At 61.7% G+C, this 11569-nt stretch carries 6 protein-coding genes; all 6 read left to right on the top strand.

Features of this window, described 5'->3' with window-relative positions; all coding sequences use genetic code 11:
• The first annotated feature begins 115 nt into the window (after positions 1 to 115).
• The 6 genes from JDW18_RS18265 (at position 116) to JDW18_RS18240 (ending at position 10943) form a co-directional block, all read left to right on the top strand.
• Entirely contained in the window at positions 116 to 268 is a 153-nt protein-coding gene (locus JDW18_RS18265) for a rubredoxin (protein WP_158385719.1), read from the top strand.
• 54 nt (positions 269 to 322) lie between these two features.
• Positions 323 to 727 (top strand): response regulator, encoded by a 405-nt coding sequence (locus JDW18_RS18260; protein WP_218240991.1) that lies wholly within the window; start codon positions 323 to 325, stop codon positions 725 to 727.
• A complete protein-coding gene (locus JDW18_RS18255; RefSeq protein ID WP_218240989.1) occupies positions 727 to 1089 on the top strand; it encodes a response regulator in 363 nt (120 codons plus the stop codon). The genes JDW18_RS18260 and JDW18_RS18255 overlap by 1 nt, the downstream gene beginning before the upstream one ends.
• A gap of 15 nt (positions 1090 to 1104) precedes the next feature.
• A complete protein-coding gene (locus JDW18_RS18250) occupies positions 1105 to 1632 on the top strand; it encodes a chemotaxis protein CheW (RefSeq protein WP_218240988.1) in 528 nt (175 codons plus the stop codon).
• Between the two features lie 19 nt (positions 1633 to 1651).
• On the top strand, positions 1652 to 3895 hold the full coding sequence (locus tag JDW18_RS18245; RefSeq protein WP_218240987.1) for a methyl-accepting chemotaxis protein: 2244 nt from the start codon (positions 1652 to 1654) through the stop codon (positions 3893 to 3895).
• A 148-nt stretch (positions 3896 to 4043) separates the two neighbouring features.
• Entirely contained in the window at positions 4044 to 10943 is a 6900-nt protein-coding gene (locus tag JDW18_RS18240) for an Hpt domain-containing protein (protein WP_218240986.1), read from the top strand.
• The last annotated feature ends 626 nt before the right edge of the window (positions 10944 to 11569 follow it).

Below are 11569 nucleotides of genomic sequence, written 5' to 3'. Positions count from 1 at the left end.
GGCGAACCCCAGTTTGCACCCGGAAATGCAAGGGTGAGAGCCGGGGTTATGACTAGATACAATCATTGCATTCTATGTGAAGCCCCTTTAAGCTGTGACTGACCCTAAAACTTGGATGTGTTTGACCTGTGGCTGGCTCTACGATGAGGCCCAGGGTAGCCCTGAACACGGTATTGCTCCGAATACTCGTTGGGAAGACGTGCCGATGAACTGGACCTGTCCGGAATGCGGTGCGCGCAAAGACGATTTCGAGATGGTGGAAATCTGAGGGCGCAAGCCACTTGGATCAACGAAAAAAAGATTTTTTGAGAGGAATGTCACCGTGACAGCATCCAGCGTGCCCCTGCGGGTTTTGGTGGTGGATGACAGCAACACCATTCGTCGCAGCGCGGAAATTTTCCTCAAGCAAGGCGGCTATGAAGTGCTGCTGGCCGACGATGGCTTTGATGCGCTCTCCAAGGTCAACGATTACCAGCCCCAGCTGATCTTTTGCGACATTCTGATGCCCAAGCTCGACGGCTATCAGACCTGCGCCATCATCAAGCGCAATGCCCGCTTTTCCAATACACCTGTCGTGATGCTGTCATCCAAGGATGGCGTATTCGACAAGGCACGCGGCCGCATGGTGGGCTGCCAAGACTATCTGACCAAACCGTTTACAAAAGATCAACTGCTGCAGGCCGTGGAACAGTTCGGCAAGCAGTCCGCAGGTGTGGGAGCTGCATGATGACAATTCAAAAAGTATTGGTCGTAGATGATTCCAAGACAGAGCTGATGGCTCTGAGCGACATGCTGCAACGGCAGGGCCTGCAGGTGCGCACGGCCGCGAATGGTGAAGAAGCCATGCTGCGCCTGGCCGAAGACAAGCCAGATCTGATCCTGATGGATGTGGTCATGCCCGGCCAGAACGGCTTTCAGCTGACCCGTGCCATCTCCCGCGATCCGCTGTATGCCGATGTGCCCATCATCATGTGCACCAGCAAGAATCAGGAAACCGATCGCGTCTGGGGCATGCGCCAGGGCGCCCGGGGCTATATCACCAAGCCGGTGGATGCAGCTGAACTGCACGCCAAGATCGCTGCTCTTTAACAGGCGGCGCTCTACATGGCGAACCGCGAAGCCCTTAGAGATCTCCAATCCCGTCTGGCAGGCCGACTGCAGGCCGCACGTAGCGAAGGCGTCAACGTCGCCGCATGGCTGGCCGTGCAGGCGGGTGGCCGGGACTATCTGCTGCCGCTGACCCAGTCCGGCGAGATCTTCCCCTGGACCGGCCTGCAGCCGGTGCCCTACACACAGCCCTGGTTCCTCGGTATCGCCAATCTGCGCGGCGCACTGATGGGGGTGATCGACATCGCTCAGATGCTCGGTCACGGCCAGGCTCGCAATGAGCAGGAGCTGCTGGAATGCAGCTTGCTGGCCTTCAATCCTGCGCTGGAAGTCAATGCAGCGCTGCTGGTGGACAAATTGCTGGGCTTGCGCGCAGCCGATGCCTTCACCCAGACCGAGCCCCCCCCTGAAAGATCCCCGAGTTTTTACGGCGCTGTCCATGTGGATGGCACAGGCCGCCGCTGGCAGGAGCTGCAGTTGCAGCGCCTGTCGCAAACCGCCAAGTTTTTGAGCATTCGTGCTTGAGGTTTCTGGATACAGCGCTATGTCTTTTGCAAACAAAGTAAGTCATTGGTTCAAACGCAAGCCGGTGGTTGAAGCCGCAGGTGCCCACGGCAGCATGATGAGTGACACGGTGGTACAGGATATGTACGACGGCGCACTCAACAGCGTGCAGGGCGCTCCCTCCATCATCTCCATGGATGAGGACGGACGCGTGGAAGATCTGGTTCGCCTGCCCATTCTGGGCAAGGCCACGGTGGCCAAGCACCAGCGTACCCTGTTCACGGTGCTGGGCGGCTCGGTGGTGGTGCTGGTGGTGCTGGCGGTCTGGATGCTGCGCGATGCCAGCAACTCCAACCAGCAGCTGGCCGCTACCGGTCAGGCGCTGATGCAGTCGCAGCGACTGGCCAAATCGGTTTCTCTGGCCATGACGGGCGCAGCCCCCGCGTTCAGTGACGTCAAGGACAGCTCAGGCGTGCTGGCGCGCAATGTGCGCGCTCTGGTGACGGGCGACTCGGAACTGGGTGTGAAGGCCGTCAGCGATGGTCTGCAGGGCGAAGCCAGCGGCATCAGCACGCTGATGGATCGCGCTGAAAAGAGTGCTGCGCTGATTCTGAGCCAGCAAAAGACGCTGACCCAGGTGGGTGAGGCGCTGCGCTCCATCAACCGCCAGTCAGCGGACCTGCTGGAGACTGCGGAAACCATTTCCTCGCTCAAGCTGCAGCAGGGTGCCAATCCTGCAGAGATCGCAGCGGCCGGTCAGCTGGTGATGCTGACCCAGCGTATTGGTAAGTCAGCCAACGAATTCCAGACGCTGGAAGGCGTGAGCCCCGAGGCCGTGTTCCTGCTGGGCAAGGACTTGAACTCCTTCAAGGAAATCTCCGAAGGCCTGCTCAACGGCAGCGCTGAACTGCGTCTGGCTGCAGCGCGAGACTCTCAGGTGCGCGAACAGCTGCAGACGCTGATCAAGCAATACGACGACACCCGCAATCAGGCCAGCGCGATTCTGGGCAATCTGCAAGGTCTGGTGTCGGCACGCGAAGCGCAGACCACTATCAATAACGATAGCGAACCACTGCGCGTGCAGCTGGAGCAACTGCAAACCTCTCTGCAAAGCCTGGGCGGCACCAATATTGTTCAGCTGAGTGCTCTGGCGCTGGCTGTGCTGGTGGCGCTGCTTTGCGGCGTGGGCATCTCCCGCGTGCAGCTGATGGACAGCCGTGCCCGTCAGCAGGACGCCGAACGCCACCAGATGGATGCGCGTCTGCAGGAGCAGGAAGCCAAGCGCATCAACGATGCCAACCAGGCCGCTATTTTGCGTTTGATGAACGAGCTGCAGTCGGTGGCTGAGGGTGACTTGACTCAGGAAGCCACTGTGACCGAAGACATTACCGGCGCGATTGCCGACTCGGTGAACTACACGGTGGAAGAGCTGCGCGCGCTGGTGGGCTCGGTGCAGAACACGGTCACCCGTGTGGCGCAGACCACCGAGCAGGTGGACTCGACATCGACCGAGCTGCTGGCTGCATCGAACGAGCAGCTGCATGAGATTCGTGAAACCGGCAAGTCGATTCTGGACATGGCGGGACGTATCAACAACGTCTCGGCACAGGCGCAGGAATCGGCTCTGGTGGCCCGTCAGTCGCTGCAGGCTGCAGACTCTGGTCTGAAGGCTGTACAAAACGCCATCGGCGGTATGAACTCGATTCGTGACCAGATTCAGGACACTTCCAAGCGAATCAAGCGTCTGGGTGAATCCTCGCAGGAGATTGGCGAAATTACCGAGCTGATTTCCGACATTACCGAACAGACCAACGTGCTGGCGCTGAATGCGGCCATTCAGGCTGCATCGGCGGGTGAAGCCGGTCGTGGTTTCTCGGTGGTGGCGGAAGAAGTGCAGCGACTGGCTGAACGCTCGGCAGACGCCACGCGCCAGATTGCGGCGCTGGTGAAGGCCATTCAGACCGACACCCAGGATGCGGTGGCCGCTATGGAGCGCTCCACCCAGGGTGTGGTGGAAGGTGCACGACTGTCTGACTCTGCGGGTACCGCACTGTCCGAAATTGATAGCGTGTCGCGCAGACTGGCCGAGCTGATTGAGCAGATTTCCAGCTCTACCTCGCGCGAAGCCAATATGGCCAACGGCGTGGCAGAGAACATTCAGCACATTTTTGCGGTGACCGAACAGACGGGGGAGGGCACACGTTCCACAGCCCAGCAGGTGCGAGAGCTCTCGCACATGGCCGAAGAACTGCGCCAGTCCGTCTCGCGTTTCAAGATTGCGTAAACAAGATCACCCCCTGTGCCGCTGCGCGGCTTCCCCCAAGGGGGACGACGCCATTGCCGCGAGGCGGCTCTTGCTTGGCGTCTCTGATAAGAGGCACATGCAGCATGGACAACTGATACGGACTCTCTAGGGGTCAAGGAAATTGAGCATGTCAGAGGTTGACAACTCGCCAACACGCGCAGCAGCAACTGGGCCCAACGAGCAAGATCTGGGCCCTCTGGCCTGGGTGCTCGATGAAGTGCGCAAGTCGCTGGAGGCAGCGACCAAGGCCGTAGGCCGTTTTGTCCGGGATGCGGATGCAGCCCGCCAGGCGGATCTGGAAACGCTGGATACATCGGCGCTGCGCATTGCACGCCAGCAGCTGCATCAGGCCTGTGGTGCGCTGGAAATGGTGGGCATCAGCGGCCCGGCGCAGGTGCTGCGAGGCATGGAAGCTGCCGTTAACCGTTTTGTGCAGCGCCCTGAATACTGCACCCAGGAAGCCGCAACGACCCTTGAGCGCACGCACTTTGCGCTGATGGAATATCTGGAAGCCGTGCTGGCGGGCAAGAGCGTGTCGGCGGTGGCTTTGTTCCCCCAGTACCGCGACACCCAGGCACTGGCCGGTAATGACAAGGTGCACCCCGCAGACCTGTGGCCGTCTGAGCGCCGAGCCCGCGAGCCGCGCTGGACCGGGCCCATGCCTGAGCCTCTGGCCTATGGCCCGGAAGCCCGCGCCATGCTGGATGGTGTGGTGCTGCGCATGGTCAAGAGCGATGACCGCGAAGCGGCGGCGCAGATGTGCGTGCTGTGCCTGCGCTTTGCCGCCGGTCAGCCCGAGGACGTGGCGGCCCGCAGCTTCTGGAAGATTGCTGCGGCGTTTTTTGACGGCCTCTCGCGTGGGCTGATTACCGCAGACCTTTACGTCAAGCGCATGGCTTCGCGCGTGCTCATGCAGTACGCCACCATGGCCCGTGGTGACAGCCTGCCACCCTCGCGACTGCTGCAGGATTTGATGTTCTTCTGCGCGCAGGCCAAGCCCCGCGAGCAGGCAGGCCCCGCGTTGCAGGCCGTGCAGGAGGCTTACTCCATGCACGCCATGCCGCTGGTGGACTACCAGGTGACGCGCTTTGGTCGCTATGACCCGTCAGTGCTGGTGCAGGCGCGCAAGCGCATTGCTGCAGCGGCGGAAACATGGTCTGCCGTGGCTGGTGGCGAGAAGGGCAAGATTCGCCCCATGACCGAGCAGTTCGCTCAGGTCGCAGAGTCGCTGGTCAAGCTGCAGCCCGCCAGCCATGGTCTGGCGCGGGCGCTGATTCGCGTGGCTGAAACAGTGGACCGCATTGGCGAGCCACCACCGGCTGAGCTGGCTATGGAAGTCGCCACCGCAGTGCTGTATCTGCAGGCCTCTTTCATGACAGGCGGGCATGACGAAAATGCGCAGGCGGAACAATCTGCGGTGCTGGTGCAGCGCCTCGATGCTGCCCTGCACGGTGCGCCATCGCAGCCTCTCGAATCGTGGATGGAAGAGCTGTACCGTCAGGCCAGCGACCAGCAGACCATGGGGTCTGTGGTGGGCGAGCTGCGCGTGACACTGGGTGAATCCGAAAAGCATCTGGACCAGTACTTCCGCAACCCTGCGGATTCCACCGTGCTGGCACCTGTGCCTGGCCAGATGTCGCAGATGCGCGGCGTGCTCATGGTGCTGGGCTTTGACCAGGCCGCGACCGCCATGCAACGCATGCGCGATACGGTCGAGCGCCTGATGCTGGGCGAGGTTCAGGAAGAAAGCCGCCCGGCGGTTTTTGAAAAACTGGGCAGCAGCCTGGGCGCGATGGGATTTTTGATCGACATGCTCAGCTACCAGCGCAATATGGCGCGCAAGCTGTTTGTGTACGACGAAGAAAAGGACGAGCTGCGCATCGTCATGGGCCAAAGCCGCAGCCGTGGCGCTGCGCTGGCAGCCCCTGCCGAGCTGACCACAGAAGCGCCTGCAACAGTGCAGCCCGCACCAGCGGCGCCTGCTGCGGTGCCTGCAACAGCAGCCGCAGTCGTGCATGCTCCGACGCCGACCCCTGCGCCACCACCCGTGCAGGTGCCTGTGCAGGAAGTGGCCAGACTGGCGCCAGAGGATGCGGGTGCTATTCATAACATAGCGCCAGTCGAAGATGTACCGGGCACTTCCTTGCCATTGCAGCCTGAAGCGCTGCATCAGCCTGAAATCGATTCCGCAGCTGCTGCAGCGCATCAGTTGACGCCGTTTGCAGATTCTGCCGCCGAAGAATCCAACCCCTGGGCCGAGACCGAGCCTGCAGGGCTAATGGATTTTGATGCTCTGGCTTCTGCCTCATCGTCTTCATCGAGCAACCCAGATGCTCTGGCAGATGCCATGGCGCAGGTGTTCGCAGGCATGCAGTCGAGCAAGAGCGCTGCAGATGAAAGTCTGGGCCTGGATGAATTCACGCTCGACTTCTCTGCGCCTGCGGTTGCCCCAGAGCCTGCAGCGCAAGCTGCTGCAGAGCCATTGCCCGAGCTGACACCTGCGGCGCAGGAACACGCACCAGCGCAGGCGTTCGTGCAGGCGCTCGCACAGGAGGCTGTGCAAGAGCCTGCGCCAGTGCCCGCACAGGAGCCGCCTGCACCTGTGGCCCAGCCGGTAGAGCTGAGTGCCGATGATCTGGACGGTGATGATGAATTGCTGGGCATCTTCCTTGAAGAGGCTCGTGAAGTTGTTGGCAATGGTCTGGAGGCGTTGAAGGCGCTGGCTGATGAGCCCGCAAATCTGAGCGAACAGACCACGCTGCGCCGTGCTTTCCATACGCTCAAGGGCAGCTCCCGCATGGTGGGGCTTGACGAGTTTGGCGAAGCAGGCTGGTCTATGGAGCAAATGCTCAATGCCTGGCTGGCCGAGCAAAAAGCCATGCCCGAGGCCATGCAGCAACTGGCCCAGGATGCGCTCAAGGCCTTTGGCGCCTGGGCGCAGGATCTGGAGCAGCACCAGGCACAGAACTGGTCGGCAACCCCGTTCCGCGCTGCCGCCGATGCCATGCGCCTGAATGGCGAGCGCGCCGAAGTAGCGCTGGTGCCACGCCGGGGCGTGCGTGAAGAGGTGGCAGAAGTGGCAGAGCAGGAGCCACTGGCTCCAGACTTTGCACCACAAGCGGTGGCTGAAGTGCCAGCCGCTGTGGAAGCGGAGCTGCCGCAGATGGATGCGCTGCCGGATCTGGCGGATCTGGAATGGACGCCCGAAATTCCTGCGCTGGAAATTCCAGAATTTGTGCCGACCGATCCCGTTCTGGCACCTGTTCATGAGCCTGTTATTGAACCAGCAGCACAGCCAGAGCAAGCTGCAGAGCTGGTGCTGGATGAACTGGACGGCCTGAGTCTGGAGGAAGTGCCTGCGTTTGACGTGCAGGCGCCAGCCGCTGAGGCCGTGCCTGCTGTTCCTGCCGTGGCTGATGATGCGCAGGAGCTGGACTTTGCTGCGTTTGAAGCGGCCATGCGCGAGAGCGAGCAAGCCTCGATTGCAAGCCACACACCTGCTGCTGTTGAAAGCGAAATCGAGTTGCCTGCGCTGCAACTGCAGGACGTGAATCCGCAGGAAGAGCTGCACGGGGAAGTGTTGCATGAGGAGGCGCTGCACGAGGAAGTGCTGCCGGAGCCCTTGATTGCCGAGCTGCCCGAGGCCGAGCCAGCCCAGCCCGAAGAGCTGGACGACGGCTACAAGAACATTGATGGCCTGCGCATCAGCACGCCGCTCTACAGCGTTTATCTGAACGAAGCTGATGAATGGTCAGCCCGTCTGGACGCCACGCTGCAGCAATGGGTGAAAGAGCCTGAGCAGGAAATTCCGGACGACGCCATTGCTCTGGCGCATTCGCTGGCAGGCAGCTCTGGCACGGTGGGATTCAAGGCCTTGTCCGAGCTGGCGCGACTGCTGGAACATGCCTTGCTGCATCTGCAGCCACAGCGTTATGCCAGCGAGGTTCAGATCCGTCAGAGCCTGGATGCATCCGACGAAATTCGTCGTTTGCTGCACCAGTTCGCGGCAGGCTTCCTCAAGACGCCGCTGCCTTCGGTCGAAGATGCTCTGCGCGAAATGCTGAACACCGAAGTTCAGGTGGACGATCAGGCAGAACCCGCTGGCGAAGAACTGTTGATTGCTCCTGATACCGAATGGCCTGCCGACGTGCTGCCTCTGGTCAGCGACCCCAAGGACCAGCCGCTGGACTTTGCGGCAGAAGTCGATCAGGTCGAAAAGGACGTTGAGCCCGAGGTTGAGCCCGAAGTTGTGGCGCAAGCCGCTTCGCCATCGTTGCAGCCAGAGCTGGCAGCAGAGCCTGCTTCGCCAGAAGTGCCTGCCTTGCCCGAACTGGCCGCTGAGCTTGAGCCTGTGCAGGCTGCACCGGAAGTTCCTTCCGTTGAAGAAATCCATCAGCCCGCCGAGGCTGAAATGGAAGAGATTCACGCCTTGTTTGAAGCACCTGTCGATCAGGTGCTGGACACCGCCGAACCCGTGGCCCTGCAGGCGCCTTATTCACTGGTGCCAGGTGGCAGCACCGTGGACCAGGAAGCCGAGCTGCAACGCCGTATCGACGAAGCCATCGCACTGGCAGTGCATGCCGATGATGACGAAGACGATATCGATGTGCTGGACCAGGTCGATCCCGATCTGTTCCCCATCTTCGAGGAAGAAGCCGTCGATCTGCTGCCCAAGCTGGGCGCCGCACTGCGCCGCTGGCATGGCCGCCCGTCCCAGGACGATGCGCGCAACGAAGCGCTGCGTGCGCTGCACACCCTCAAGGGCAGTGCCCGTCTGGCGGGTGCCATGCGCATGGGCGAAATGGCCCACCGTCTGGAATCTGCCGTCGAGCGTGTGGACCATGAAAAGCCCACGGCCGACGCGATTGAGCCGCTGCTGAGCAGCTTCGACGCGCTGCAAGCCAGCTTTGACGTGCTGCGCATGGCGGGTGAGCAGGTGCAGGAGCCTGCGCTTGACCAGCTGGATGACTCGCTGGCCATGGCGCCGCTGCACCTGAGTGCCGCAGAAGCCGCGCCCGCGCAAGAAGTTCAGACAGCCCCGGAAACACCAGCGGCGGCACCCGAAGCCATTCAGATGCCCGCACCGGTGGTGCCTCGCGCAGCTTCGCAGCAGACGGTGCGTGTGCGCGCCCAGTTGCTGGACAGACTGATTTCTCAGACCGGTGAGGTGCTGATTGCCCGCTCCCGCGTGGATTCGCGCCTGAATCAGGCACGCAGCGCGCTCAACGATCTGACGGGTAACCTGGAGCGTCTGCGCAGCCAGTTGCGCGACATTGAAGTGCAGGCCGAAAGCCAGATGCAGTCGCGTCTGGCCCTGTCCAAGGACACGGCTGCAGGCTTTGACCCGCTGGAATTTGACCGCTTCACCCGCGTGCAGGAGCTGACCCGCATGATGGCCGAGTCGGTCAACGACGTGGCCACCGTGCAGCGCAATCTGCAGCGCGATCTGGCGGCTGCGGAAGATGACTTGGTCGCCCAGGGCCGCCAGGCGCGTGACTTGCAGCGCGATCTGCTGCGCACGCGTATGGTGGAGTTCGACTCCTTTGCCGAACGTCTGTACGCCGTGGTGCGCCAGACCTCCAAGGAGATGGGCAAGCAGGTGCGCCTGAATATTCTGGGCGGCACCATCGAAATGGACCGCGGCATGCTGGAACGCATGATGCCGGCCTTCGAGCATCTGCTGCGTAACTGCGTGGCCCACGGCATTGAGTTGCCAGAGGAGCGCCAGGCCGCTGGCAAGCCCGCAGTGGGCACCATCGAAATCATTCTGAGCCAAGAGCGCAATGACGTTGCGCTGTCGGTGGAAGACGATGGCGCAGGTCTGCACCTGGAGCGCATTCGCGCCAAGGCCATCAGCCTGAGGCTGTGGACTCCCGAGCAGTTCATGACCATGGAGGACGCAGGCCGTCTGATCTTCGAGCCGGGCTTCAGCACGGCCACCGAAGTGACGGGTGTGGCCGGTCGCGGCATTGGCATGGATGTGGTGCGTTCCGAAGTGACGGCGTTGGGTGGCCGTATCGAAACCCACTCCGAAGAAGGCCGTGGCAGCGCCTTCCGTTTGGTGCTGCCGCTGACGACAGCGGTGACCCAGGTGGTCATGCTGCGCATGGGCTCTATCTCCATGGGCGTGCCCGCCAATTTGGTGGAAATCGTGCGCCGCGTCTCGGTCGAGACGCTGGAAGAAAGCTACCGCCAGCATGAGTTCCACGATGGCAGCGAAGTCATGCCCTTCTTCTGGGCGGGTGCGCTGTGGCAGGCATCGCTGCGCAGCGATGAGAACGTGGGCCGCACGCGTCCCGTGGTCATCGTGCGCAGTGCCTCGCAGCGCGTGGCTTTGCACGTGGATGAAGTGCTGGGCAACCAGGAAGTCGTGATCAAGAACCTGGGCCCGCAGCTTTCGCGTCTGCCCGGCCTGACCGGCATGTCCGTGCTGCCATCGGGCGCTGTGGTGCAGATCTACAACCCCGTGGCGCTGGCCAATGTGCACGGCGACAGCGTGCGTGCCATGCTGGCCAAGGCCGAACAGGCTGCCGCCGAAGGTGCTACAGAGGCTCAGACCGCTGGCCTGCTCGACGGCGCGCAGACCACAGTGCCGCTGGTGCTGGTGGTGGACGATTCCATCACCGTGCGCCGCGTCACCCAGCGTCTGCTGCAGCGCGAAGGCTACCGTGTCACGCTGGCCGCTGATGGTCTGCAGGCTTTGGAGCGTTTGCAGGATGAACGCCCCACGCTGGTGCTGTCGGACATCGAAATGCCGCGCATGGACGGCTTCGACTTGCTGCGCAATATCCGTGCCGACCACAAGCTCGAAGGCCTGCCCGTGGTGATGATTACCTCGCGCATCGCCCAGAAGCACCGCGAAATGGCACGCGAGCTGGGTGCCAATCACTATCTGGGCAAGCCGTACTCGGATGAGGAACTGCTGGGCCTGATTCAGCACTACGCCCTGCAGCGCAGCGGCCCGGCGCCAGAGCGCAATCCGCTGAGTGGGCCTGCGCCGGAGGAAGCGGGGGCGGCAGACGAATAAGGTTTGCTACTGATAGTGAAGCGGCTTGCGCTGGTTCTTGAATGGTTTGAGATTGGAATGATCTGAAACTTATTTAGGACTTGCGCAGGCCGCTTCTTTTTTGTTTTGAGCTTTGTGGTTTGTTTTTGATGCAGAGGCCGGGATTTCGCCCCGGCAGGCGACTTACTTTCTGGCGTGCCAGAAAGTAAGCAAAGAACACCGCCCCGATGCCCACGACCCTCCGCTTCGCTGCGGGCAACCTGCGCCGACAAGTTCTTGTGGCTGTGCGGCAAAACTCACTTCGAGCTTCGCTCTCCGCTCAAACAGTTGCCGCAAGTTTGATGACGAAGCAGTTGCACTCTGCGGTGCAACTGCCAGCCCCAAGAGCTTGCCGTCACAGGCGTGGTCACAAGGGGTAATACCAGAGCTTCTCTATATTTTTGATAGCTGTAACCGCAATCATTGATGGGGCTAGAAGCAAGTTTCTTCATAACTCTGGCAGGCCGCCCGTACCCGCTCCCACCCGTGCGGATGCGCCTGCGGCACGCGGTTCAGGCTGCGGGCATTGGCACCGAAGAGTGCCAATGCTTCGTGCTCTGACTTGCCGCCGCTTGTCTGAGCGAAGCGGCGTGCCGCGCAGCGAGTTC

The sequence above is a fragment of the Comamonas fluminis genome (assembly GCF_019186805.1).
Classification (GTDB): Bacteria; Pseudomonadota; Gammaproteobacteria; order Burkholderiales; family Burkholderiaceae_C; genus Comamonas; species Comamonas fluminis.
This window is presented reverse-complemented; position numbering and strand designations above follow the sequence as displayed.